The sequence below is a fragment of the Paraburkholderia sp. 31.1 genome, assembly GCF_014397645.1.
Taxonomy (GTDB): domain Bacteria; phylum Pseudomonadota; class Gammaproteobacteria; order Burkholderiales; family Burkholderiaceae; genus Paraburkholderia; species Paraburkholderia tuberum.
Genome location: NZ_VZQN01000002.1, coordinates 91924 through 115958, shown reverse-complemented (window position 1 = coordinate 115958; position 24035 = coordinate 91924). Strand labels below are relative to the sequence as shown.

Here is a 24035-nt window from a genome sequence, read left to right as displayed (position 1 = left end):
AAACCCGGCGCGTGGCCGCGTGTCACCGGATGTAAGCCGCTTGTAACAGCACCGAGCAATTGCAAGACCTGCGGCTTTTCGACCGATGTCAGGGAATAATTTCCCGTAGCGACGATGCATGCGACGCTTAGGGACCGCGTTAGGGACCGCGCGCATTGTTCCGACGTCATGGCGCTGTCATACTCGGCGTCGCCGACGGCATCGCGATTGCGCGCCAGCCGCCGGCTCACGGAGACACAATATGAAGATTGCGCAGATCGCCCCGCTGACCGAATCGGTGCCGCCGAAGCTCTACGGCGGCACGGAGCGCGTCGTGTCGTACATCACCGAAGCGCTGGTCGAGCAAGGCCACGACGTGACGCTGTTCGCGAGCGGCGACTCCGTCACGAGCGCGAAGCTCGAAGCGGTGTGGCCGCGCGCGCTGCGGCTCGATCCGGGCATTCGCGACCGCGTCGCGCCGCATATGCTGTTGATGGAACTCGTGCGCCGCCAGGCCGAAGAGTTCGACGTGCTGCATTTCCACCTCGACTACTACTCGTTCTCGGTATTCAAGCGGCAGGACACGCCGTTCGTCACGACGATGCACGGCCGGCTCGATCTGCCCGAGCAGCAGCCGGTGTTCGACACGTTCAACACCGCGCCCGTGATCTCCATTTCGAACGCTCAGCGTCATCCGCTGCCGCAGGCGCGCTGGCTCACCACGGTCTATCACGGCTTGCCGGCGCAGCTCTATACGCCGCAACCGGTCGAGCAGAAGTACCTCGCGTTTCTCGGCCGGATTTCGCCGGAAAAGCGCGTCGATACGGCGATCCGCATCGCCGGCCGCTGCGGCATGCCGATCCGTATCGCCGCCAAGGTCGATGCGGCCGATCGCGAGTACTTCGAGCGCGATATCCGGCCGTTGCTCGACCTGCCGTACGTCGAGTACATCGGCGAGATTGCCGATCATCAGAAGGCCGAGTTTCTGTCGGGCGCGCATGCGCTGCTGTTTCCGATCGACTGGCCGGAGCCGTTCGGTCTCGTGATGATCGAGGCGATGGCTTGCGGCACGCCGGTGATCGCGTTCAACCGCGGCTCGGTGCCCGAAGTGCTCGAAGAGGGCGTGACCGGGTTCATCGTCGAGGACGAGATCGGCGCGGTGGCGGCCGTGAACCGGCTCCACAAGGTGTCGCGCGCGGGCGTGCGGCGGCGTTTCGAGGAGCGCTTCACGTCGCACCGGATGGCGCGTGAGTATGTGGAGGCCTATCAGTTGGTGATTCGCGCACAGAAGCGCTCGAGGTTCAAGGTGGTCGATTCGTCGGGCCGTTGACGCGGGATCGTTGGGACGTGTCGAAGCGAAGGACGGCGGTGCGCGATGCGCGGCGCCGTTTTTTTGCGCGCGAGTTTTTCCGTTCCCGAGCGTCGGCATCGGCATACATAACAAAAAGACCGCGCGGCGACCCGCACAGGGTCCACCGCGCGGCCTTCGCCGCGATACGCGCGCAAGTGATCAGTGAAGCACGCCGATGAGCGCGCTCAGATCTTCAGCCGCGTGACCTTCGTGCCTTGCAGCGAGACGTCGCCCATCAGGCCCGCGTTGGTCATCACGAAAACCTGCACCGGCGCGGTGGCCGTGGTCGTGTCGACGGCGCCGTTCGCGCCGATCTTCACGAGCGCGACCGATGCATCGACGCCGGCCGACCAGCCCTCCGCGTTGCGGAATTTGTCGAGCGAATCCTGCGTCATGAACAGGAAGATGATCGCCTTCGACTGCGCACCCGCCTGCAGGCCGAACGAGCCCGACGCGGTGCTGTAATAGCCGACCGTCGCGCCGCCCACCCGCAATGCGCCTTCGCCATACTGGCCGCCGACGATCAAGCCCGCCTGCAGCACCGACGGGAACACCAGCACGCCGCGCGCCTTCGACACCAGCTCGCGCGAGCCCGGCACGGTCGTGAATAGCTTGGACAGCGTGCCGTCGACGCTGGCGTCGATCGACTGTCGTTTCGAGGCGTCGACATGAGCATTTTCCGGCGTGTTGCCCGTCGTCGTGCAGCCGGCGAGTGCAAGGCCTCCGAAAGCAAGCGCAGCGGTCGTCTTCAACATGAAGTGTCGTCTTTGCATCGTTTTTCTCCGTCATGGATCCGGGGCGCAACCGTGGTGGTGTCGCCTGGTTGCCTTTGAGTTATAACACAGGCTGGTGCAAAAGGCGCGTTGCGTGACAACGCGAAAAGCCTTATGGGACAAGGGTTTGAGCCTGATCGCAAGAAATCTTCCCAGTAAATTTGACCGGCCTTGCGCGCGACTTCCGAGCACGCGTCGCGCGACGATCCGAGGGGCGACGCTAAACAGCGCCCGAGCCGCGGCGATTGTGGGGACACTTCGGCGCGGCCGCACGATGGGCCGGTTTTTACCGATTTTCGCGTTGCGCGGCGGCCCATCGACATGGCAATGAGAGTGTTGTTTCGGCGCAGCAAATTGCGGCGAAGTGTAAGCGGCGCGGCCGCCGCTCACCCATGATTCGCCGGACTCTTGACCGCGGGCGGGCGCCGCAGCGCGCGGCGCACCATGCCGATGATCGCGCCGATCGCGAACAGCATAGCCGCCGGCACGATCCAATAGCCGACGAATGCGTGCCACAGATAGGCCAATAGCGTCGAGCGGCGCACGCTGTATTCGTTGATCGCGTCCTGCTGGCGCGGCGCGTTGGCGGCCAGTACGTCGGCCGGGCAGCCGGCCGCCTTGGCCTCGTCGGGCTTGCCATGGCAATGCGCGGGCGCCCCGGCGGTGCGCTGCGCCTGGGTGAAATTCCAGGTGGTGAGCGCGCGGTCGAGATCGACCGCGTTGTACGACATTTCCTCGCGGATCTCGTTGACCGCGACGATCGCCACAGGCACGGCCCAGAATATGATGACCAGCAACCACCGCCTTAACCAGCGGTTTTTGTGCTTCGATACCATCCTTGCCTCCGATCGATGCTCAGTAGCACCAACGACAAGATGGCGGCCCGCGTAGTTGTCTGGTTCTCTATGAGTGAGGGTGGGCCGTCTCCGCAGCCATCATAGAAGAAAACGGCGCGTTGCGGCGGGTGGACGACGAAGCGGGGGGACTCGATCGGAGCGCCGCGTGGGCGCAACGATGCGCCGGCGCGGCGTCGATCGGAGGGCGCCGGCGTGGGGGACGGCTCCGCCTTTCGCTCAGTTGGCCGGCGCCGAGGAGGACAGGCAGGTCTTCATGAAGGCCTTGCGGTCGTCGCCTTTCTTGTCGGCCGCCTGCTTGTTGCACACCTTCATCTTGTCCTGCTGGCTCATCGGCGCGGCGGCGGCCGGCTTCGCGGAAAGACAGGTTTGCATGAACGCCTTGCGCTCGTCGCCTTTCTTGTCGGCGGCCTGCTTGTTGCAGTCGGCCATCTTGGTTTGCTGGCTGTTCTGCGCAAACGCCGGCGATACGAGTACCGCGCCCAACACCAGCGTAGCGATAGCGGATTGAATTTTCATGGGACACTCCATCGGTGGTGAAAACGTTTCTGATCGTTCATGCGCGCGGGCGACGACGGCATTCATGGGCCCATCGGCGCATCCATTATGGCAAATGCCGTCTGCCAGAACGGCTCAAAATGCATTCCGGTTGACAGCGGTCCGCGCTCGTTTTCCCTGAGCAGCGTGGCGCAACTGGCGCCGCGGCGTTTGAAACAATCGAATGAACGAGAGCGCGAATTTTGTCATGCAATGCAGATTGCTCGTGACGTTTATTTCAAGCTTATTGAAACGAAATTACGGTTTCCGCTATTTTGATCTATGGTTAACAGGCAATGAGAATTTTCATATTGCTGCGAATGCAACTGAATAGAAAATAGGCATGAAATTCGGTAGTCGCCGTTATCCTCGACTGCGCTCCGGTGCATGCCGCTCCCTGCCAACCCTCAACCTCGCGAGGAGACTCACCATGCATTACCTGTTGATGTACGAGTTGGTACCCGACTATCTGGAGCGGCGCGGCGAGCATCGCGACGCGCATCTGAAACTCGCATGGGCCGCCGCCGAGCGCGGCGAACTGCTGCTGGCCGGCGCGCTCGCGGAGCCGACGGACGGTGCGGTGCTGCTCTTCACCGGCGCGTCGCCTGCGGTGGCGGAGGCCTTTGCTACCGCCGATCCGTACGTACTCTCCGGACTGGTTACGCGTTGGCGCGTGCGCGAATGGACCACGGTGGTCGGCGAGCACGCATCGAAACCAGTGCGCCCGTAACGTCGTTCGAAGCGACTTCGTCGCTTCTGTCACGCCCCGAACTCCGCGCATGCGCGGCGGCCGCCTCCCGTTGCCTCCACGTCACCGCGCGGGCGCGTCGCAGTCCTTTCGCCGACGCTCGAAACCGATGTTCACATCAACCATCAAAGCGCATAGAAATGCATGCTGGATCGGCAATGACATTTCTAAATCCCATTCTGTTCGGTCATGCGGTATTGTGCTTTGCAATAGACAGATCCGATGCCGGATAAGCAGCGGCTTCTGTTACGGCAATACGAGAATCGACGCAACGAAACCGACAAGATTGTTTCTATCCGTAACACTTGTCTCAACTGTACTCATGCAAAGATTGGAATGGTATGCTTCGTGCACAAATTTTCCCACGCACGAGTGAGACCGCGTTTTGTGCTTCGTAATAGGGAAGAGCCGCACCACGTGTGGGCGGGCTGCTCCAGCGAGCCGAACGGACCAAACAAATTTGTGCAACCGAGGGCCGCACACGGGTCGTGAACGCTGAGAATCCGTGGCAGGCCCAACGCCGCGGCCAGGCCAGGCCGCGTGGAGAAAATCCAATGTTTTTCGATGAGCTAAACAACGACGAATGGGCGCTGCTCGCGCCGCTCGTCTCCGACGAGCCGGCCGTCCGTCTGAACCGGCGCGGCCGGCCGCGCGCCGAACCGCGCATCGTGACGAATGCCGTGCTGTGGATCATGACCACCGGCGAGCCGTGGTCGAAGCTGCCGGGCCGCTATCCGTCCGGTCCCACCTGCCGCCGCCGCTTCGAAGAGTGGCAACTGAACGGCACACTGCTGGAGATGGTCCACCTGCTGTCGCAGAGCGGGCGCACGTTCGCATACATTCCCCAACCGGCGCCGCCCGTTACGGCCAGACCCGCGGCACCGGTTGCGCAAACCCCGAGCCCGCGCGAAGACAATAATCTGCGCGGCGTGTCGTGGAAGAGTCCCGAGTCGTGGCAGGCGCCCGGCGTTGCGAGCGCGTTGAGCCAATGGCGTACGGCCGATCCGATCGGCGACATCACGCGGCAATTGTCGGGGCTTGCGCCGGCGAGCGCGGTGGCGACATCGGCGTTCGCGACGTCCGCAGTGGCGACGTCCGCGACGGCGGCGGAGATGCGCGTCGAACCGGCCGCATCCGGCACGGTCGAGCCCGTCGCGGTCGACGACCCGCGCCCGTCGCTGACGATGGGCCTCGCCCCGCGCGGCATGCAGGTCGCCGATTCGCGCGGTTATCTGATCTACGTGGTGGTCGAGGAAGTGCCGAATGCGATGTATCGCGGGTGGGCGGAGATCATCAGGGACGGCAAGCGCGTCGAGCGTTCCGGCCTCGTGGGCCCGCGCTTCGCGGATGCGCAGCACGCGCAGCAGTTCGCGCTCGACTGGGCGCGTCAGTGGATCGATCGCGAATGCGCGACCGACGCGGCGGCCACGACCATGGTCCACGCAACCGCCGCGCCCGCGTCGGCGAACCTTGCGCAGCGGTCCGCGGACCGTTCGTTGTCAGGCCTGCGTCATGCGCCGGAACCGGCATCGGTCAATGGCATCGCGAATCACCCGGGCAATCACGGCGCGCCGTTGCACGGGCCGCTGAAGCCATCACTGAATGCATTACGCGGGACGCTGCGCCGCTATCCGTCGGACACCGCGACCGCGGGCGGGGCAAGCACGCCCACGGTGACGACCGACAGCGGCACCGCGGAGCGCTTATCCGCAACCTACAAAGAACTCATCTCATACGTGGGATGAGCCCGGCGGTCCCCGCGGCCGCTTTGCGCCGCCGCAGGTTCCCGCTTCGTCATTGCGACCGCTCGCGCCTCATTGCCTTCCGTACGTATCGTCGAAGCGCACGATATCGTCTTCGCCGAGGTACGAACCCGACTGCACCTCGATCATTTCGAGCGGCATCTTGCCCGGGTTTTCGAGGCGATGCGTAACGCCGAGCGGAATATAGGCCGACTCGTTTTCGGACACGATAAAGCGTTCGTCGCCACGCGTGACGAGCGCGGTGCCGCGCACGACGATCCAGTGCTCCGCGCGATGATGATGCATCTGCAGCGACAACCGCGCGCCCGGCTTCACGACGATCCGCTTGACCTGGAAGCGCTCGCCGGTGTCGACGGAATCGTAGTTGCCCCACGGCCGATGCACCTTGCGATGATTGGCCGCTTCGAGCCCGCCATCCTCGCGAATCCGGTTGACGATCTTCTTGACGTCCTGCACGCGTGATTTGTCGGCGACCAGAATCGCATCGGCGGTCTCGACGACGACGAGATCCTGCGTGCCGACGCAGGCAATCAGTCGTCCTTCGGAATGCGCGAAGGTGGAGTTCGCGCCTTCGAACATCACGCGGCCGCGGCTCACGTTGCGATCGGGGTCCTTCTCGCTGATGTCCCAGATCGCGTCCCACGAACCGACGTCGGACCAGCCGGCCGTAAGCGGCACGACCACGCCCGACGCGATGCTCTGATCGGCGCCGAGCTTTTCCATCACCGCGTAGTCGATCGAATTCGACGGCGAGCCGCTGAACGCATCGCGTTGCAGCCGGAAGAAGTCGCCGTCCGCCGTGCTGCCCGCGAAGGCCGATTCGCATGCTGCGTAAATGGCCGGTTGAAAATGGCGGATCGCTTTGAGCCACGTCGATGCGCGCACGATGAAAATACCGCTGTTCCACCAGTATTCGCGTGATTCGACATAGCGCTGCGCGAGTTCCAGATGCGGCTTTTCGACGAAACGATCGAGGCGATGCGCGACCGGGCGAGCCGCTGCTGCGGTCTGCGCATCGTCAGAACCGAGCGGCGCGCCGATGCGGATATAGCCGTAGCCGGTTTCGGCACGCGTCGGCACGATTCCCATGGTGACGATATGGCCAGCGGCCGCATGCTGTACGCCGGCGGCGACCGCCGCGTGAAATCCTGCGCTGTCGGTGACCGCGTGATCGGCGGGCATCACGACCATGATGCCGTCTTCATCCTGCGCGGCGACGGACAATGCGGCCACCGTCAACGCGGGCGCGGTGTCACGGCCCACGGGTTCGAGTATCAGCCGGCTCGGCCTGGCGCTCGTGCGCAATTGTTCGGCCGTCGTGAAGCGCTGTTCTTCGTTGGCGACGACCACGAGCTGGCCGGCAAGCGGATAACCGGCTTCGAGCCCATCGAGACGGCGGGTCGTCGATTGCAGCAGCGACTCTTCGCCGAGCAGGCCGATCAGCTGCTTCGGATGCTGCTCGCGCGACATCGGCCACAGCCGGGTGCCCGAGCCGCCCGCGAGAATCACGGGATGAACCTTGAGCTTGACGCTGGTTGCGGTTGAGGGCATGGGCGATTGGGCCGGGGTGGGCCGGGTGCCGGCAGGCGTGACCGGGGCCGGAGCTGTCATGGTGAACTCTCCTCGAGGCTGAATGAATGCGTCGAGTTTTATCACGAAGTCGCGAATCAATAAAAGCGCGTTAAATACAATTCCGATAAAAGTCGCGTCGCATTCATTCGAAATTCACCAAAAAATGTCTCCTCGATTTATTTATAAATAAAAATTACCTGAAAAAAATCAGCAAGCATTTTTTTCGCTTAATGATTCGCAAGAATGACAGCACGAGTGGCGCCAGAGCTTCGCGCCAGAACTGTTGGCAAAGCGAAAGATTCTATGTGAAAGCGCTCGAATGGGCTGCCCGGAACCTTCGGTCGGACCGCATTGCGGCAACAATTGCCGCACAAAATTCATAAAAAATGCCGAAAATTTGACCGATACAATTTGAGATTTTTTGCGGTCTTGTCGTGGGAATTTTAATACCGCTTTATTGAGGTATGAACAAGGGTATTCACTCATTCGCATTCGGAATTTGCAGTCTGGCCATTCAGGCTGATTCAGTCCAGTCGCGCCGCCAGGCAGATCGGAAATAAAAAAGCCCAACGATGAAACCGGCATGCAACAGCCATTTCAACCAACCGACGGATCGCACTTGACTGACGAACAGAGGGGCGGCGCATGCTGAGCGTTCTAGCGAGAATCATCGACATCGCCATGGTCGCGCTCGCCGCGGTGCTGGCGGCGGGCGTGCACAGCGGCAGAGTGGTATGGCTCGACGATATGCAAAGCGTGTCGCTTGCGTTCGGCTGCCTGCTCGTGGTGGTGTTCTTCCCGCCGCTCGGCATCTATCAGTCGTGGCGCGGCAAGCCGCTCTACGATCTGCTGTCGCGCGTCACGGGCGGCTGGCTGATGGTCGAAGTGACCGGCGTGCTGATCAGCTTCAGCGTGCACCGCGCCGACAGCCTGTCGCGGCTGTGGCTCGTTTACTGGGCGCTCGCGTCGATCGTGCTGCTGGTCGTCACGAAGGTGATCGTCTATTCGATCCTGCGCGGGCTGCGCCGCGAGGGCTTCAATCAGCGCGCGGTCGCGATCGTCGGCGGCGCGCCGTACGGCCGCTTCCTGATCGAACAGATGCGCGGCCGTCCCGAAGCTGGCTTCAAGCCCGTCGTCGTGTTCGACGAGGACGGCACGATCAATCCCTACGAAGACCCGGACGCGGCGCACGCGGTCGCGGGCGTGCCGATCGAGCGCGACTATCAGCGCATGATCGAACTGGTACGGCAGCGCGCGATCCGCGAGTTGTGGCTCGCGCTGCCGATCTCGAAGGAGAAGGCGATTCATCGCTTCGTGATGGATCTGCGCAACGACTTCGTGAACATCCGCTTCATCCCCGACGTCGGCAGCCTGACGCTGTTCAATCAGCCGATGGTCGAGCTGCTCGGCGTGCCCGCGATCAATCTGGCCGCCTCGCCGATCACCGATCTGCGCGTGCTGCCCAAGCGCGTGTTCGACAGCCTGTTCGCGTTCGGCGCGTTGCTCGCGCTGTCGCCGCTGATGCTCGCGATCGCGCTGATGGTGAAGCTCAGCTCGCCGGGGCCAGTGTTTTTCCGCCAGCGGCGCAAGGGGATCGACGGCCGCGAGTTCGAGATTTTCAAGTTCCGCTCGATGAAGGTCCACAAGGAAGCGGCCGGCAAGATCACCCAGGCGACGCGGCGCGATCCGCGCATTACCGCGGTCGGCGCGTTCCTGCGCCGCACCAGCCTCGACGAACTGCCGCAATTCATCAACGTGCTGCGCGGCGAGATGTCGGTGGTAGGTCCCCGTCCGCATGCGCTCGAACACGACGACATCTACAAGGATCTGGTGAAGGGCTACATGCACCGCTACCGGATCAAGCCGGGCATTACCGGCTGGGCGCAGATCAACGGTTATCGCGGCGAAACCGATCGCATCGAAAAGATGATGGGTCGCGTAAAGCTCGATCTGTACTACATGCAGCACTGGACCTTCTGGCTCGACATCAAGATCGTCGTGCTGACGCTGTGGAAGGGCTTCGCGGGCAGCAACGCCTATTGAACGCGGAGCGCCGGGCCGCGCCGATGCCACGCATAGCGCGAGCGCATTCCTGAATCAACTTTTTTACCGAGGTGCAATCCATGAACCTGACGATCATCGGTAGCGGCTATGTCGGCCTCGTGACCGGCGCGTGTCTGGCCGACATCGGCCACGACGTGTTCTGTCTCGACGTCGACGCGCGCAAGATCGACGTGCTCAACAACGGCGGCGTGCCGATCCACGAGCCGGGGCTGCAGGAGATCATCGCGCGCAATCGCCGCGCCAGGCGCCTGACGTTCTCCACCGACGTCGAGGCCGCGGTCGCGCACGGCGACATCCAGTTCATCGCGGTCGGCACGCCGGCCGACGAAGACGGTTCCGCCGATCTGCAATACGTGCTCGCGGCCGCGCGCAACATCGGCCGCCATATGACCGGCTTCAAGGTGATCGTCGATAAATCGACGGTGCCGGTCGGCACCGCATCGCGCGTGCGCGAAGTGGTGGCCGCCGAGCTGGCCGCGCGCGGCGTCGAGCCGATGTTCTCGGTCGTGTCGAATCCGGAGTTCCTGAAGGAGGGCGCGGCCGTCGAAGACTTCACGCGGCCCGATCGCATCGTGCTCGGCTGCGACGAGGACGTGCCCGGCGAAAAGGCGCGCGAACTGATGAAGCGCCTGTATGCGCCGTTCAACCGCAATCGCGAGCGCACGCTGTATATGGACGTGCGTTCGGCCGAATTCACCAAGTACGCGGCCAACGCGATGCTCGCGACGCGCATCTCGTACATGAACGAGCTCGCGAATCTGGCCGATCGCGTCGGCGCGGATATCGAGGCGGTGCGCCGCGGCATCGGTTCCGATCCGCGCATCGGCTATGACTTCCTCTACGCGGGTTGCGGCTATGGCGGCTCCTGTTTTCCGAAGGACGTGCAGGCGCTGATCCGCATCGCGGCCGATCACAACGCGAACCTGCGCATTCTCGAAGCGGTGGAAGCGGTCAACGATGCGCAGAAGCAGATCCTCGCGCAGAAGATCGTCGCGCGTCTCGGCGAGGATCTGTCGGACCGCACGTTCGGCGTCTGGGGTCTCGCGTTCAAGCCGAACACCGACGACATGCGCGCGGCGCCGAGCCGCGAGCTGATCGCCGGGCTGCTGGGCCGCGGCGCGCGCGTGAAGGCCTACGACCCGGTCTCGATCGACGAAGCGCGGCGCGTGCTCGCGCTCGATCTGAAGGACGTGCCGCAGCAGCATGCGCGACTTTCGTTCGTGAGTGAAGAGATGGAAGCGGCGAGCGGCGTCGATGCGCTCGTGATCCTGACCGAATGGAAGGTCTTCAAGAGTCCAGATTTCGATGCGCTGAAGCGCATGCTGAAGACGCCGCTGATCTTCGATGGCCGCAATCTGTACGAGCCGGACGTGCTGCTCGAACTCGGCATCGAGTATCACGCGATCGGCCGGCGGCATGCGTTGCGCAACGCGCCGGCGCGTGTCGGCGCGAAAGGTTCGATGCAGGTGGCGGACCTCGCCGCGACGGCAGCCTCCGGCCGCTGAAGCCACCGCGATCGCCGCGCGAGAGAGTCCGCCATGTTCGACAACGTTCTGATCGTGTGCCACGCCAACGTGTGCCGCTCGCCCGCCGCCGAGATGCTGTTCAAGGCGAGCCAGGCGCGCGCGCCGCGCTCGGGGGCCGCACCTATCGCGTTTCATTCGGCGGGCATTCGTGCGGTGAACGGCCACGGCATGGACCCGGTGATGCGGCGCCTGCTCGAAGAGCGCGGCGTCGCGGCTGGCGTTCACCACGCGCGGCGCCTCGAGCGCTCGCTCGTGCGCGCGGCCGATCTCGTGCTGGTGACCGAGCGCGCGCAGGTGAGCGAGGTCGAAGCGCTCGATCCGTCCGCGCGCGGCAAGGTCTATCCGCTCGGCAAGTGGGAAGCCGATTCGGACGTCGCCGATCCGCACGGCGGCGCGGAAGACGAATACAGGGAGAGTCTCGTGCTCATCGAACATCTGGTCATGGGATGGCTGAAAAAAATATGCTGAAGAAACCCCGCATCGAAAACTCATTCGCGAGCTTGCGCACGAAGCTCGCCGCCTCACTTCTGCTGACATCGTTTTTGTCGGCCTGCGCGACCGCACCGGGCAATTACCTCGACACGTCGCGGCTCAAGGACAACGATCAGGCGCCGAGCGAAACCTATCCGGTCCATCTGATCGACGCGAACCTGATCATGGCGCAGGCGCAAGCCGCCGCCGCGAGAATCCAGCCGTTGCCGCCAGCGGCGCTGTCCGATCCGTCGCTGTACGTGTACCATCTCGCGCCGCAGGACATTCTCGGCATCACCGTGTGGGATCACCCCGAGCTGACCACGCCGCAGGGCAGTACCTTGTCCTCGGGCGGCAATACCACGCAGACGATCGCGGGTGCGTTGCAGCAGCCGTATACGGCCGCGCTGCCGGGCCAGGCCGATCCGTACGGCCAGACCATCGCCGCCGACGGCACGATCTTTTTCCCGTTCGTCGGCCGCATCCAGGCCGCGGGCAAGACCACGACCGAGCTGCGCGATCAGCTCGCCGCCCGCCTCGTGCCATATATCCGCAATCCGCAGGTCGACGTGCGCGTGCTGTCGTATCGCAGCCAGAAGGTGCAGGTCACGGGCGAAGTGAAGCAGCCGGGACCGCTCGCGGTCAGCGACGTGCCGCTGAAGCTGGTCGACGCGATCACGCGCTCGGGCGGCACGAACCCGGACGCCGACATCCAGCGCGTGCGACTCACGCGCAACCACAAGCTCTATGTGCTCAATGCCGATCGCATGCTCGATCAGGGCGATACCACCCAGGACGTGATGCTGCAGAACGGCGACGTGGTCAACGTGCCGGACCGCACCGACAGCCGCATCTTCGTGCTGGGCGAAGTGAAGACGCCGATCCAGGTGCCGATCGCGCGCGGCCGCATGACGATCGCCGACGCGCTCACGCAAGGGGGCGGCATCCTCAACACCGACGCCAATCCGCGCCAGATCTACGTGATGCGCGGCATGCGCGAGCATCCGACCACGCCCGAGGTGTTCCGCCTCGACATGACGCAGCCGGACTCGATCATGCTGTCCTCGCAGTTCCAGTTGCAGCCGCTCGACGTCGTGTACGTGGGCACCGCCGCGTCGACCACGTTCAACCGTGTGTTGCAGCAGGTGCTGCCGAGCGTGCAGACGCTGTTCTATCTGAAGCAGCTGACGCGCTGAACGTTTGGCCTGTAACGTCCCGCGCCGCTGTTGTCCGGGCGGTGCGGGACGTGCAACGAAAGCAGAAGTACCGCTGACGCGAAAGCCGAAGCCAACGACACGGGATGGAACAGTGAGCAATCAACTCTCTCCACACATGGCTGGTCCGATCAAGACCGAAGAAGAAGACGTCGTCCTCGGGCAACTGGTGCAGGTGATCCTCGACGACATCTGGTGGCTGCTCGCGATCACCGCGATCATCGTCGCGATGGCGGTCGCGTACTGCTACCTCGCCAAGCCGACTTATTCGGCCGATGCGCACGTGCGCGTCGAGCAGTCCGACAGCATGTCGCAGGCGCTCACGCAAACGCAGACCGGCGCCGCGATCACCAGCGGCTCGACGTCGCTGCCGACCGACGCCGAGATCGAAATCATCAAGAGCCGTGGCGTGGTCGCGCCGGTCGTGCAGCAGCTGAAGCTGAACTTCAGCGTTACGCCGAAGACGATCCCGCTGCTCGGCAGCATCGCCGCGCGCCTCGCGACGCCGGGCCAGCCCGCGCGCGCGTGGCTGGGGCTCACGTCCTACGCATGGGGCGGAGAAAAAGTCGACGTCGATTCGATCGACGTGACGCCGTCGCTCGAAGGCGAGAAGCTGCTGCTGCGCGTGATCGACGCGCAGCACTATGAACTGTTCGCGCCGAACGGCTCGCTGCTGCTGCGCGGCCAGGTCGGGCAGCAGGCGCAGGGCGGGGGCGTGACGATGGTCGTCAACACGCTGATCGCGCGCCCCGGGCAGGAGTTCACCGTCGTGCGCTCGAACGATCTCGATGCGATCACCGCGTTCCAGTCGGCGATCACGGTGCAGGAGCAGGGCAAGCAGACCGGCGTGATCCAGATCTCGCTGGAGGACAAGAGTCCCGAGCATGCGGCGCTCGTCGCCAATGCGCTCGCGCAGTCGTATCTGCGCGAGCACGTGTCGAACAAGCAGGCCGACGCGAGCAGGATGCTCGACTTCCTGAAGAGCGAGGAGCCGCGCCTGAAGGCCGATCTCGAACGCGCGGAGGCCGCGCTGACCGCTTATCAACGTCAGTCCGGCTCGATCAACGCGAGCGACGAGGCGAAGGTCTACCTCGAAGGCAGCGTGCAATACGAGCAGCAGATCGCCGCGTTGCGTCTGCAGATGACGCAGCTCGCCGAGCGCTACGGCGACGACCATCCGACGCTCGTCGCCGCGCGTCAGCAGATGGCCGAGCTGCAGGCGCAGCGCACCAAATACGCGGACCGCTTCCGCAATCTGCCGGCCACCGAAGTGAAGGCCGTGCAGTTGCAGCGCGACGCGAAGGTGGCCGAAGACATTTACGTGCTGCTGCTCAATCGCGTGCAGGAGCTGTCGGTGCAGAAGGCGGGCACCGGCGGCAACGTCCATATCGTCGACGCCGCGCTGCGCCCCGGCGCGCCGGTCAAGCCGAAGAAGATGCTGATCATCTCGGCGGCCGTGATTCTCGGGCTGATCGCGGGCACCGGTTTCGTGTTCCTGCGCCGCAATCTGTTCAAGGGCATCGACGACCCCGATCACGTCGAGCGCGCGTTCCATCTGCCGGTGTTCGGCCTCGTGCCGCAAAGCGCCGAGCAGGTGCAGCTCGAAAACAGCTATGCGCGGGGCGGCGAACGGCTGCGTCCGGTGCTTGCGAACGCGCGGCCGAAGGACGTGACGATCGAAAGTCTGCGCAGCCTGCGCACCGCGATGCAGTTCACGCTGATGGACGCGCGCAACCGCATCGTGATGCTGACGGGGCCGATGGCCGGCGTCGGCAAGAGCTTCCTCAGCGTGAACCTGGCGATGCTGCTCGCCCATTCGGGCAAGCGCGTGTTGCTGATCGACGGCGACATGCGGCGCGGCACGCTCGAACGTTACGTGGGCGGCTTGCAGGAAAACGGCCTGTCCGAGCTGCTGAGCGGCCAGATCTCGCTGGAGGAAGCGATTCGCGGTTCGAGCATCGAGGGCCTGAGCTTCATTTCGTGCGGCCGCCGTCCGCCGAATCCGTCCGAGCTGCTGATGTCGCCGCGTCTGCCGCAGTATCTCGACGGCCTCGCGAAGCGCTACGACGTGATCCTGATCGACACGCCGCCGGTGCTCGCGGTGACCGATGCGTCGATCATCGGCGCGTATGCGGGCTCGACGTTCTTCGTGATGCGCTCGGGCATGCACAGCGAGCTCGAGCTGGCCGATGCGCTGAAACGCCTGCGCTCGGCGGGCGTCCACGTGCAGGGCGGCATCTTCAACGGCATGCCGGCGCGCTCGCGGGTCGGCTACGACCGCGGCTACGCGGCGACTCAGGCATACCTGAGCACGTGACGCGGACTCCGCACTCCAGCACCGACTTCTGCACGACAGGAACAGAGGAGATCACGATGAAACTGACGGTACTGGTACCGACTTATCGCCGCCCGGCCGATCTGGCTCGCTGCCTCGCGGCGCTCGAGCGGCAATCGCGCGCGCCCGACGAAGTGATCGTGGTCGCGCGCGTCGACGACGACGCGACCCATGCGTGCCTGCGCGATCCGTCCACGGGCGGCCGCCTGCCGCTCGTGATCGCGCCGGTCGACATACCCGGCCAGGTCGCGGCCCTGAATCGCGGGCTCGACGCCGCGAGCGGCGACGTGATCGCGATCACCGACGACGACGCCGCGCCGCGCCGCGACTGGGTCGAGCGCATCGCGGCCGCGTTCGAAGCCGATGCGCGCCTCGGCGCGCTGGGCGGGCGCGACTGGGTGCACGAAAAAGGCCGGGTGCTCGACGGCGAGCGGCCGCTGGTCGGCAAGGTCACCGCACACGGCAAGATCATCGGCAATCATCATCTGGGTGTCGGTGCGGCGCGCGAGGTCGACATCCTGAAGGGCGCCAACATGAGCTACCGGCGCGAAGCGGTGCGCACGATCCGCTTCGACGCGCGTCTGCGCGGCGCGGGCGCGCAGGTGCACAACGACATGGCGTTCAGCCTCGCGGTGAAAAACGCGGGCTGGAAGCTCGTGTACGACCCGCAGATCGCGGTCGATCATTTCCCGGCCGAGCGTTTCGACGACGACAAACGCGACGCGCAGACGATGGCCGCGCTGCGCAACGCCGCGTTCAACTTCCATTTGATCCTGCGCGACCAGTTGCCGCCGCTGCGCCGCGAAGCCGCGTGGTGGTGGTGGACGCTGGTGGGCACACGGCTTTATCCGGGCCTCACGCATGCGGCGCTCGCGCTGCTGTCGAAGCAGGCGCAGTTGAAGCTGTCGCGCTGGCGCGAGGTTCGCGCAGGCGCCCATGAGGCGCGGCGCGCGCTGTCGAAGAGCGGAGTGTCCGCATGAGTACGAAGGTTCACGTTCATCTCTTTTACGGCGCCGATCCGCGTTTTTATCGCAAGGGCGACGATATCGGCTGCCTGTACGGTTATCACCATGCGCAGTCCGAAGCATTCGCGCTGACTTATTCGCAAGACGCGCGCGAAAGCCGGCCCGTGCGGCTCGTACGGCGCGCGCTGAAGGCCGCGCTCGGCTTCGATTTCATCCATACGTGGCGCAATCGCGCGCAGATGCTGCGCTCGGACGTGATCTGGACGCATACCGAGCAGGAGTGGCTGTCCGCCGCGCTGATGCTGCTGCTGTGCGGGCGCAAGGCGGGGCCGGGCGCGTCGCCGCTGCTGCTCGCGCAAAGCGTGTGGCTGCTCGACAAGTGGCCGTCGTACGGCATCGTGCGCAGCTGGTTGTATCGCAAGCTGTTGACGCGGGCGGATCGCTTGACCACACTCGCTAGCGAAAACGCCGGGTTGTGCCAACGCTATTTCCATCGCGACGCGACGCCGCTGCTGTACGGCCTGAACACGCGCGACTTCCCGGTCACCGCGCCGACGCAGTGGACGCCGCGCACGCCGCTGCGCATCGCGGCGATCGGCAACGATCGCGACCGCGACTGGGAGACGCTGATCAAGGCGGTCGGCAACGATCCGCGCTACACGGTGAAGCTCGCGACGCGGCGGCGCATTCCCGCGTCGCTGCGCGCGTCGAATGTCGAGATCGCGCTGTTTTCCGGCATCAAAAAGCAGCACGAACTGTACGACTGGGCCGATGTAATCGTCGTGCCGCTGCGGCCGAACTCGCACGCGTCGGGTATCACGGTGATGCTCGAAGCGGCGGCGGTCGGCAAGCCGATGGTCGCGACCGACGTCGGCGCGCTGCGCGATTATTTTCCCGCCGACGAAGCGGCCTACGTGCCGCCGTTCAATCCGCAGGTACTGCGCGATGCGCTCGACCGGCTCGCCGCCGAGCCTGGCGAGGCGCTGCGCCAGGCGCAGGCAGCCGCGGCCGGTCTGCTCGCGCGCGATCTGACCACCCAGCACTACGCGATGCAGCACGTGCGGATCACGCGCGAGATGCTGAGCGCGCGCGGGCAGGCGAGCGCGCACGCCGGCGCGGCCACGCACGCGCAGCCCGCCGCACCCGGGCGCGAATCGCGCGGAGGCCTATAAGCGATGTCGACGATTCCGCGCGCGAACCCGTTGCCGCCGCCAGGCGCGGCCAACGCCGGCCCTGCAAAACACGCCGCGAGCGGGCTGCTGTCAGGCGGCCCGCGAGAATGGCTGCCGCCGCTCCTGCTGTGGCTGATCGCCGCGGTGCTGATCGTCGCGCATCAGGGCACGGTGCTCACGCTGGCGTTCCCGGTGCTGGCGATCCTGACGGGTCTGTGGCTCTACTTCAAGAGCCCGGCGCGCTACATCGGCTTCATGTGGTGGCTGTGGTTCCTGAGCCCCGAAGTGCGGCGTCTCGCCGACTGGTCGAAGGGCGCGTTCACGCCGACGAGCCTGATCCAGGTCGCGCCGCTCGCCGTCACGATGATCAGCGGGCTGTCGCTGCTGCGCTACTACCGGCTGCTCGCGCAGCGCCGCGGTTTGCCGGTGCTGCTGATCCTGCTCGGCTTGATCTACGCGTTCCTGATCGGCGTGATGTCAAGCGGCCCGCTCGCAGCCACCTACGACCTCGCGAACTGGCTCTATCCGATCCTGATCGGCTTTCACATCATGGCGCACACGCGCCAGTATCCGCAGTATCGCGACACGATCATCAACACGTTCATCTGGGGGATGCTGGTGATGGGCGGCTACGGCCTGATCCAGTTTTTCATCATGCCGCCGTGGGACGCGCTGTGGATGCTCGGCTCGCAGATGAACTCGCAGGGCGACCCGGTGCCGATGGGCGTACGCGTGTTCAGCACGATGAACTCGTCGGGCCCGTTCGCGTTCGCGATGATGGGCGCGATGGTGTTCGTGATGGCCGCGCAGCATCGCGTGCGCTGGATCGCCGCCGCGCTCGGCTTCTTCTCGTTCGCGCTGAGCCTCGTGCGCTCGACGTGGGGAGGCTGGGTCATCGCGCTCCTGATCCAGCTCGTGAAGTCGAACAACAAGGTGCGCGTGCGCATCGTCGCGAGCGCGGTACTGCTCGCCGGCTTGTGCGTGCCGCTGCTGGCGGTCGGCCCGGTGGCCGAGCGGATGCAGGCGCGGCTAAACACGATCGTCAATCTGCACGACGACCAGAGCTACGCGGCGCGTAACGAGTTCTACGCGAGCTTCGCGAAGACCGCGTTTACCGACGTCTCGGGCGAGGGCATGGGCGCGACCGGCACCTCGACGAAACTGTCCAACGACGGCGGCCAGCTCGGCCAGTACGGCAACTTCGACAGCGGCGTGATGAACATTCCGTTCGTGCTCGGCTGGCCCGGCACCTTGCTGTACATGTCCGGCATCGTGTGGCTGCTGACGCGCGCGGTGCTCGGCTCGTTCAGGCTGCGCGACGACAAGTTCGTCTCCGCGTGCCTGAGCCTGTGTCTTGCGACCTTCGCGATGCTCGTGTTCACGAACTCGCTGGTCGGCACCGGCGGCCTGCTGCTTTTCATGGGCGCTTTTTCGATTCTTTCCGCGGTTCACCACGAAAAAATGAACCGCGCACGCACGCTATTTCTCCACGGAGGCACGGATTGAGAGTCGCCATTGTCACGCACGTAGTGCGCCATAACGACGGCCAGGGGCGCGTCAACCACGAGATCGCGCGCGCGGCGCTCGACGAGAACATCCGCGTGACGCTGGTCGCGTCGCACGTGGCGCCCGAGCTGCTCGCGCATCCCAACGTGCGCTGGGCGCCGGTGAAGATCGGCCGCTGGTGGCCCACCAATCTGCTGCGCCAGCAGGTGTTCGCGGCGAAGAGCGCACTGTGGCTGCGCGCGCATCGCCGCGACTACGACGTGCTGCACGTGAACGGCTTCATCACCTGGATGCGCGCCGACGTCAATACCTCGCATTTCGTGCATAGCGGCTGGTTCGCGAGCAAGTACTACCCGTTCGGTCTCACGAAGGGCGTGTGGTCCGCGTACCAGTCGGTCTATACGCGCTGCAACGCGTTGCTCGAGCGCTGGGCGTACCGGCGCTCGAAGGTGATCACCGCGGTGTCGCAGAAGGTCGCCGACGAAATCCGCGCGATCGGTCTCACGCCGCGCAACCGCGTGGACGTCATCTACAACGGCGTCGACACGCAGGGCTTCGCGGCGGCGAGCGGCGATCGCGCAAAGTTCCAGCTACCAGACGATGTGTTCCTGCTGCTGTTCGTCGGCGACCTGCGCACGCCGCGCAAGAATCTCGGCACCGTGCTCGCCGCGTTGAAGCATCTGCCCGAGCATGTGCAGATCGCGGTGGCCGGCTTTCTGCCGGGCAGCCCGTATCCGGACGAGGCGAAGGCGCTCGGCATCGCGCATCGCGTGCATTTTCTCGGGCTCGTGAAGGAGATGCCGGTGCTGATGCATTCGGTCGACGCGTTCGTGTTCCCGTCGCGCTACGAAGCGATGAGTCTGTCGCTGCTCGAAGCGATGGCGGCGGGGCTGCCCGTCGTGACCGCGCGCACGGCCGGCGGCGCCGAGATCATCACGCCCGAGTGCGGCATCGTGCTGGACGATCCCGACGACCCGCAAGCGCTCGCTCGCGCGGTCGCGCAACTCGCCGGCGACGACGGCGCGCGCCACGCGATGGGCAAAGCCGCGAGCGAACTCGCGACCGGCTTTGGCTGGGCGCGCATGGCCGCGCAATACATCGCGCTGTACCGGCAGCTGGCCGGGCAGCAGGAAAACCGCCGGCGCAGCCAGACGGAAGCGACGGTCGTCGCGCAGAACGATGCGCTGACGCTGAACCATCTCGCCGGACAGAAGAGCGTGGAATGACCGCGCGAGGCGCGCCGTCCACGTCTACGTCTACACATAGCAACTCACCGCAAGCAACACACAGGGGCACACCATCATGACGACTGGCTCAATCAAATCACTGCAGATCGGGATGCACTGGTTTCCCGAACGCGCGGGCGGCCTCGACCGCATGTACTACTCGCTGGTCGGCGCGCTGCCGGGCGCGGGCGTCGCGGTGCGCGGCGTCGTCGCCGGCTCGCCGAAAGTCGCGGCCGATACCGGTGGCGCGATCAACGGCTTCGGCCCCGCCGCGCAATCGCTGCCGCTGCGGCTAATGGCGGCACGCCGCGCGCTACGCCACGAAATCCGCACGTCGCGGCCCGATGTGATTTCGTCGCACTTCGCGCTCTATACGTTTCCGGGGCTCGACGTGACGCGCGGCATTCCGCAGGTGTCGCATTTTCAGGGACCGTGGGCCGACGAGAGCCACGTCGAAGGCGCCGATTCGTTCGGCCAGCGCGCGAAGCGTTATCTGGAGCAGTCGGTATACGCGCGTTCGTCGCGGTTGATCGTCCTATCCGACGCGTTCGGCAAGATTCTCACGACGCGCTATGGCATCTCGCCGGAGCGCGTGCGCGTGGTGCCGGGCTGCGTCGATGTCGAGCAGTTCAATCTGCCGATCACGCAGGCCGAGGCGCGTCTGCGTCTGCAATTGCCGCAGGACCGCCCGATCGTGCTGGCGGTGCGACGGCTGGTGCGGCGCATGGGTCTCGAAGATCTGATCGATGCGGTGAAGCTGCTCAAACGCAGCGCGCCCGACGTGCTGCTGCTGATCGCGGGCAAGGGCCGGCTCGAAGGTGAGCTGGAGGCGCGCATCGCCGACGCGGGGCTCGAACACAACGTGAAGCTGCTCGGCTTCGTGCCCGATCAGCATCTGGCGGCGCTGTATCGCGCGGCCAACATCAGCGTCGTGCCGACCGTCGCGCTGGAAGGCTTCGGCCTCATCACGGTCGAATCGCTTGCGTCGGGCACGCCGGTGCTGGTGACGCCGGTCGGCGGATTGCCCGAGGCGGTGGCGGGATTGTCGGCCGATCTGGTGTTGCCGGAGACCGGCGCAGCTGCGATCGCCGCGGGTCTCGCCGGCGCGCTGAACGGTACGCTGAAGTTGCCCGATGCGGATGCATGCCGCCGCTATGCGCGCGAACGCTTCGATAACGCGGTGATCGCGAAGCGGGTCGCGGCGGTGTATGCCGAAGCGATTGCGGGAAGCGTGCTGCATTGAAGCGCAGCGGCGGCGGTTCAATCGAATGAAAAAAGGGGCGAGGCTCGGATCGCTGCGTTCGGGCCTCGCGTTCATGTCGCCGCAAGACCGGCAAAACAAACAGGCCACCAATAACGGCACTTTCCTGTTGAACTTGAGCCCGGATCAGCCCTTGGCCGCGATTTTCCGACCTTATTTTTTCAAATCCCTGAAACGTGGCGCCCGGCGTCGACTTCGTCACGTTTACGTCACACATCCGCGACGATAATCCCCGCGCCCGAAAGTACAAAAACACACGGGCGTCCCGCCAGAAAGCGGGGACCTTGTATTTTCAGATCTCGGGGATTTTCAGATGACCATCCGCCACCGCATCACGCTTCTCGTCATTCTGATGCTTGTCGCGCTATCCGCCATTGGCGGATACGCCGTGCTTCAGACCCGCAACAGCGCCGCCAACGTCAGGCAGGTCACCCAGGGCGTCGTGCCGAGCGCGCTCGCGTCGGCAGACCTCGTATCGCAGGTCAAGGACGTGCAGCTCGCGATGATGACGCTCGTCTATGCGCCTGACGCGAACATGGTCTCGCAGGCTCAAGACCTGCTGAAGAGCAAGGAAGCGTCGTTGCAGGCGGCGCTCGACGTGCAGGCGAAGGCCGCGCAAGGTCAGGCCCAAACCGGGCTCGTGAGCCAGGCGCGCGACAGCCTCGCGAATTATTTCAACGCGGTCAACGACACCGCGAAGATGAAGGCCGACGGCAAGAACGAACTGGCGCAGGCCTATCTGTTCGCGAACGTCGCGCAATACCGCGATGAACTCGAAGGCATCGTCGAGACGCTGCGGATCGAAAAGAACCGCCAGAAAGATGCCGCGATCGACGAACTGAACAGCGCGCTCGCCACCACGACGACGGCGATCGGCGCCGCGACCGGCGCGGCCATCGTCGTGCTGTTGCTGATCAGCGCGCTGCTGTATCGCCAGATCACCCGGCCGCTGAGCCGCATGCAGGTGGAGATGAGCGAGATCGCGGCGAGCCAGGACTTCACGCGCCGCGTGCCGGTCGGACGCATGGACGAGATCGGTCATTCGATCGTCGCGTTCAACGGCATGATCGAGAAGATCCAGCAAAGCTCGCTGCAACTGAAGCAGAAGACCGCCGATATCCAGGCGATGCTGCAAAACATGCAGCAGGGGATTCTGACGGTGGTCGAAGGCGTGGTCGTGCATCCGGAGTACTCCGCCTATCTCGAGGCCATCTTCGAGACGCGCGAGATTGCGGGCCGTCCGTTGCTCGATCTGGTGTTCGGCGGCACCGAGATCAACAGCGATGCGCTCTCACAGATCGAAGCGGCGCTGCAGGCATGCATCGGTGAAGACAGCATGAACTTCGAGTTCAATCAGCACCTGCTCGTCAACGAGATCGCCAGGCCGATGGCCGATGGCCGCGTGAAGACGCTCGACCTGAGCTGGTCGGCGATCACCGACGAACACGACGTCGTGCTGCGTTTGATGCTGTGCGTGCGCGACGTGACCGAACTGCGCGCGCTCGCCGCCGAGGCCGGCGAACAGAAGCGCCGGCTGGAAATGATCGGCGAGATTCTCGCGGTGAGTCAGGAGAAGTTCCATCACTTCGTCGAAAGCGCGACGGGCTTCATCAGCGAGAACGAACGAATCATCCGTCAGCATCACGAGCCGAGTCACGAAGCCGTCGCCGAGCTGTTCCGCAACATGCACACGGTCAAGGGCAATGCGCGCACGTACAGCCTTCAGCATCTGACCGGCATCGTCCACGAAACCGAACAGCGCTACGACGCATTGCGCCGCGCTGACAGCAGCGAAGCGTGGGACCAGCAGCTTCTGATCGAGGATCTGCAGCGCGTGAAGGCCGCGCTCGAAACCTACGCGACGATCAACGAAGTGAGCCTCGGCCGCAAGGGGCCGGGCCAGAGCGGCGCGGTGGATCGCTACCTGATGGTCGATCGCGAGTTGATCCAGAAGCAGCTGGATCTGCTCGAAAGCGCCGATCCGGCCGACCGGGACGCGCTCGTGGCGATGCGCGAATCGTTGCAGCGCGAACTGCGTCTGTTGGGCACCGAATCGATCTACGAAGCGCTCGCGGGCGTGCTCGACTCGCTGCCGTCTCTGGCGGCCGAACTCGGCAAGGAGGCGCCGGTCGTCAGCATCGACAACAACGGCTACCGCGTGCGCAGCGAGGTCAGCCATACGCTGCGCAATGTGTTCACGCACCTGCTGCGCAACTCGGTCGACCACGGCATCGAGCCTGCCGCCGAGCGTGTCGCGAACGGCAAGGACGCGGCCGGCGTCATCGAACTGGAAGTGGGCATCGACCATCGAGCGCTGCAGATCACCATCAGCGACGACGGCCGCGGTCTCGCGCTCGCGAAAATCCGTGGGGCCGCGATCGAACGCGGCTGGATCGACGCCGATGCCGCGCTCAGCGACGAAGCGATTGCCGAGATGATTTTCCGTTCCGGCTTCTCGACCGCGCAGACCGTCAGCGAGATTTCGGGCCGCGGCGTCGGCATGGATGCCGTGCGCGATTTCGTGCGGCGCGAGCATGGCCGCATCGAATTGCGTTTCACCGACGATCGTCGCGGCGCGGACTATCGCCGCTTTCAGACCGTCGTGTCGTTCCCCGAGGACTGGGCGGTGGACAGTCTCGACGCGTCCGCCGATGCAGCGCGCGAGCGTGACGCGGATGCGGTAGCAGGCTGACGGCCTGATGGATTGAACGAAGCGAT

The 24035-nt window shown here is 64.9% G+C and carries 19 protein-coding genes; 15 read left to right on the top strand and 4 right to left on the bottom strand.

The annotated features are described in order from the left end of the window. The first annotated feature begins 241 nt into the window (after window positions 1-241). The gene (locus F6X37_RS01710) at window positions 242-1309 is read left to right on the top strand and encodes a glycosyltransferase family 4 protein (protein WP_184066675.1); all 1068 of its coding nucleotides are present in this window, start codon (window positions 242-244) and stop codon (window positions 1307-1309) included. A 206-nt stretch (window positions 1310-1515) separates the two neighbouring features. On the opposite strand, the gene F6X37_RS01705 is transcribed toward F6X37_RS01710, so the two are convergent. The 3 genes from F6X37_RS01705 to F6X37_RS01695 all read right to left on the bottom strand — a co-directional run bounded on the left by F6X37_RS01705 (window position 1516) and on the right by F6X37_RS01695 (window position 3476). Next, complete coding sequence (locus F6X37_RS01705) at window positions 1516-2103, bottom strand: YSC84-related protein (protein WP_187610096.1); 588 nt, start codon at window positions 2101-2103, stop codon at window positions 1516-1518. 386 nt (window positions 2104-2489) lie between these two features. Further along, window positions 2490-2939, bottom strand: coding sequence for a hypothetical protein (locus F6X37_RS01700; protein ID WP_184033559.1), 450 nt, complete (start codon window positions 2937-2939; stop codon window positions 2490-2492). A 237-nt stretch (window positions 2940-3176) separates the two neighbouring features. Continuing rightward, complete coding sequence (locus tag F6X37_RS01695; protein ID WP_187610095.1) at window positions 3177-3476, bottom strand: PsiF family protein; 300 nt, start codon at window positions 3474-3476, stop codon at window positions 3177-3179. Window positions 3477-3515: 39 nt separating this feature from the next. Here F6X37_RS01695 and F6X37_RS01690 point away from each other — a divergent pair, with 39 nt between their 5' ends. The 3 genes from F6X37_RS01690 (at window position 3516) to F6X37_RS01680 (ending at window position 5987) form a co-directional block, all read left to right on the top strand. Next, window positions 3516-3773 (top strand): hypothetical protein, encoded by a 258-nt coding sequence (locus F6X37_RS01690; protein ID WP_187610094.1) that lies wholly within the window; start codon window positions 3516-3518, stop codon window positions 3771-3773. Window positions 3774-3924: 151 nt separating this feature from the next. Beyond that, window positions 3925-4224, top strand: coding sequence for a YciI-like protein (locus F6X37_RS01685; RefSeq protein WP_018418036.1), 300 nt, complete (start codon window positions 3925-3927; stop codon window positions 4222-4224). Between the two features lie 572 nt (window positions 4225-4796). Next, window positions 4797-5987, top strand: coding sequence for a transposase (locus tag F6X37_RS01680; RefSeq protein WP_187610093.1), 1191 nt, complete (start codon window positions 4797-4799; stop codon window positions 5985-5987). A 69-nt stretch (window positions 5988-6056) separates the two neighbouring features. Here the strand turns inward: F6X37_RS01680 and F6X37_RS01675 are convergent, their stop codons facing one another. Beyond that, entirely contained in the window at window positions 6057-7616 is a 1560-nt protein-coding gene (locus F6X37_RS01675) for a mannose-1-phosphate guanylyltransferase/mannose-6-phosphate isomerase (protein WP_410451183.1), read from the bottom strand. A 606-nt stretch (window positions 7617-8222) separates the two neighbouring features. Here F6X37_RS01675 and F6X37_RS01670 point away from each other — a divergent pair. The 11 genes from F6X37_RS01670 (at window position 8223) to F6X37_RS01620 (ending at window position 24009) form a co-directional block, all read left to right on the top strand. Beyond that, window positions 8223-9620, top strand: coding sequence for an undecaprenyl-phosphate glucose phosphotransferase (locus F6X37_RS01670; RefSeq protein WP_187610092.1), 1398 nt, complete (start codon window positions 8223-8225; stop codon window positions 9618-9620). An 80-nt stretch (window positions 9621-9700) separates the two neighbouring features. Continuing rightward, on the top strand, window positions 9701-11146 hold the full coding sequence (locus F6X37_RS01665; protein ID WP_187610091.1) for a UDP-glucose dehydrogenase family protein: 1446 nt from the start codon (window positions 9701-9703) through the stop codon (window positions 11144-11146). A gap of 33 nt (window positions 11147-11179) precedes the next feature. Beyond that, window positions 11180-11635, top strand: coding sequence for an exopolysaccharide biosynthesis protein (locus F6X37_RS01660; RefSeq protein WP_090804816.1), 456 nt, complete (start codon window positions 11180-11182; stop codon window positions 11633-11635). Then, window positions 11629-12834 (top strand): polysaccharide biosynthesis/export family protein, encoded by a 1206-nt coding sequence (locus F6X37_RS01655; protein ID WP_187610090.1) that lies wholly within the window; start codon window positions 11629-11631, stop codon window positions 12832-12834. The genes F6X37_RS01660 and F6X37_RS01655 overlap by 7 nt, the downstream gene beginning before the upstream one ends. A gap of 136 nt (window positions 12835-12970) precedes the next feature. Then, window positions 12971-15169, top strand: coding sequence for a polysaccharide biosynthesis tyrosine autokinase (locus F6X37_RS01650; protein WP_184066711.1), 2199 nt, complete (start codon window positions 12971-12973; stop codon window positions 15167-15169). 56 nt (window positions 15170-15225) lie between these two features. Further along, window positions 15226-16167: a glycosyltransferase family 2 protein gene (locus tag F6X37_RS01645; protein ID WP_187610089.1), complete on the top strand. Its 942-nt coding sequence runs from the start codon at window positions 15226-15228 to the stop codon at window positions 16165-16167. After that, window positions 16164-17324, top strand: a complete 1161-nt coding sequence (locus tag F6X37_RS01640; RefSeq protein ID WP_187610088.1) for a glycosyltransferase family 4 protein — start codon at window positions 16164-16166, stop codon at window positions 17322-17324. Before F6X37_RS01645 ends, F6X37_RS01640 begins: the two co-directional genes overlap by 4 nt. Window positions 17325-17327: 3 nt before the next feature. Beyond that, on the top strand, window positions 17328-18830 hold the full coding sequence (locus F6X37_RS01635) for a glucose-6-phosphate isomerase (protein WP_187610087.1): 1503 nt from the start codon (window positions 17328-17330) through the stop codon (window positions 18828-18830). Continuing rightward, a complete protein-coding gene (locus F6X37_RS01630) occupies window positions 18827-20056 on the top strand; it encodes a glycosyltransferase family 4 protein (protein WP_187610086.1) in 1230 nt (409 codons plus the stop codon). Before F6X37_RS01635 ends, F6X37_RS01630 begins: the two co-directional genes overlap by 4 nt. Before the next feature lie 76 nt (window positions 20057-20132). Further along, on the top strand, window positions 20133-21299 hold the full coding sequence (locus F6X37_RS01625; RefSeq protein ID WP_187610085.1) for a glycosyltransferase family 4 protein: 1167 nt from the start codon (window positions 20133-20135) through the stop codon (window positions 21297-21299). Between the two features lie 331 nt (window positions 21300-21630). Beyond that, window positions 21631-24009 carry an ATP-binding protein gene (locus tag F6X37_RS01620; RefSeq protein ID WP_187610084.1) on the top strand — a complete coding sequence of 793 codons (2379 nt, stop codon included), beginning with the start codon at window positions 21631-21633 and terminating at the stop codon, window positions 24007-24009. Window positions 24010-24035 lie beyond the last annotated feature (26 nt).

Bases quoted from the DNA above. Each gene is read 5' to 3' on its own strand.
- F6X37_RS01710 (WP_184066675.1), top strand. From the start codon at position 242: ATGAAGATTGCGCAGATCGCCCCGCTGACCGAATCGGTGCCGCCGAAG.
- F6X37_RS01705 (WP_187610096.1), bottom strand. From the start codon at position 2,103: ATGCAAAGACGACACTTCATGTTGAAGACGACCGCTGCGCTTGCTTTC.
- F6X37_RS01700 (WP_184033559.1), bottom strand. From the start codon at position 2,939: ATGGTATCGAAGCACAAAAACCGCTGGTTAAGGCGGTGGTTGCTGGTC.
- F6X37_RS01695 (WP_187610095.1), bottom strand. From the start codon at position 3,476: ATGAAAATTCAATCCGCTATCGCTACGCTGGTGTTGGGCGCGGTACTC.
- F6X37_RS01690 (WP_187610094.1), top strand. From the start codon at position 3,516: ATGCGCGCGGGCGACGACGGCATTCATGGGCCCATCGGCGCATCCATT.
- F6X37_RS01685 (WP_018418036.1), top strand. From the start codon at position 3,925: ATGCATTACCTGTTGATGTACGAGTTGGTACCCGACTATCTGGAGCGG.
- F6X37_RS01680 (WP_187610093.1), top strand. From the start codon at position 4,797: ATGTTTTTCGATGAGCTAAACAACGACGAATGGGCGCTGCTCGCGCCG.
- F6X37_RS01675 (WP_410451183.1), bottom strand. From the start codon at position 7,616: ATGACAGCTCCGGCCCCGGTCACGCCTGCCGGCACCCGGCCCACCCCG.
- F6X37_RS01670 (WP_187610092.1), top strand. From the start codon at position 8,223: ATGCTGAGCGTTCTAGCGAGAATCATCGACATCGCCATGGTCGCGCTC.
- F6X37_RS01665 (WP_187610091.1), top strand. From the start codon at position 9,701: ATGAACCTGACGATCATCGGTAGCGGCTATGTCGGCCTCGTGACCGGC.
- F6X37_RS01660 (WP_090804816.1), top strand. From the start codon at position 11,180: ATGTTCGACAACGTTCTGATCGTGTGCCACGCCAACGTGTGCCGCTCG.
- F6X37_RS01655 (WP_187610090.1), top strand. From the start codon at position 11,629: ATGCTGAAGAAACCCCGCATCGAAAACTCATTCGCGAGCTTGCGCACG.
- F6X37_RS01650 (WP_184066711.1), top strand. From the start codon at position 12,971: ATGGCTGGTCCGATCAAGACCGAAGAAGAAGACGTCGTCCTCGGGCAA.
- F6X37_RS01645 (WP_187610089.1), top strand. From the start codon at position 15,226: ATGAAACTGACGGTACTGGTACCGACTTATCGCCGCCCGGCCGATCTG.
- F6X37_RS01640 (WP_187610088.1), top strand. From the start codon at position 16,164: ATGAGTACGAAGGTTCACGTTCATCTCTTTTACGGCGCCGATCCGCGT.
- F6X37_RS01635 (WP_187610087.1), top strand. From the start codon at position 17,328: ATGTCGACGATTCCGCGCGCGAACCCGTTGCCGCCGCCAGGCGCGGCC.
- F6X37_RS01625 (WP_187610085.1), top strand. From the start codon at position 20,133: ATGACGACTGGCTCAATCAAATCACTGCAGATCGGGATGCACTGGTTT.
- F6X37_RS01620 (WP_187610084.1), top strand. From the start codon at position 21,631: ATGACCATCCGCCACCGCATCACGCTTCTCGTCATTCTGATGCTTGTC.